General features: G+C 50.3%; 1 protein-coding gene. It reads right to left on the minus strand.

The annotated features are described in order from the left end of the window. On the minus strand, positions 1–867 hold an 867-nt coding region (locus A3751_RS19835; RefSeq protein WP_156492661.1), incomplete at both ends, for a PAS domain-containing protein.

Here is an 867-nt window from a genome sequence, read left to right on the forward strand (position 1 = left end):
CATACCAATGACACCGTTCATCGGGGTCCGAATTTCATGGCTCATGTTCGCCAAGAACTCGCCCTTTGCACGAGCCGCATGCTCGGCTGCGTTTTTGGCCGCCTCAAGCTTCTCCAAGGTTGTCACTTTCTCTGTGATGTCGTAGTTGACGCCAATGACTTTGATTGCTTTTCCCGAGTTGTCTCGGAAAACCTCAGCACTTGTTTTCAACCAGCGTATTTCGCCATTCGGACGCACAATTCTATATTCCGGGTCGTATTTTCCCTCGCCTGAAACGGCGCGTTCGAATTGAGAATTCGCATGCTCGATGTCATCCGGGTGAAGGCGATTCTCCCAAGCTTCCGTTGCTCCGGAAAACTCGTCTTCGGAGGTATCGTAAAGTCGATACATCCATTCATCCCATGTCATTTCATCTGTGCTGAGATTCCACTCCCAGACGCCGATTGCGGCCGAATCATTGGCCAACCTCATGCGTGATGTTTGGGAGGCTGAATGCTCGATTGCTTCTTTTAGGGCGTTGTCGGCTTTTACTCTTTCATCTATGTCTTGAAAAGACCCATAGAGGCGGACACACTTTCCATCCCTCAATTCCGCTCTACCCAAGGCTGCGACCCAAAGCTCATTGCCTTTTGCTGTCACGATCTGGAGCTCAAGGTTCCAGGGTGTACCCTCTTCCATGGCGGATTTGACCGCTGACTCAATGCGTTCTCGGCTCTCTCCTTCTTTATAGAATTGGATTCCTTCCTCTAGACAGGGTGTGTAATCCGGCCCTACCTCATGGATTTCCTTCGTCATGCTAGACCAAGTCACAGCTCTATTTTCTATGTCTACTTCCCACGCACCAATGCGAGCCAAAGAACCCATTGA

The sequence above is a fragment of the Oleiphilus sp. HI0080 genome (assembly GCF_001635135.1).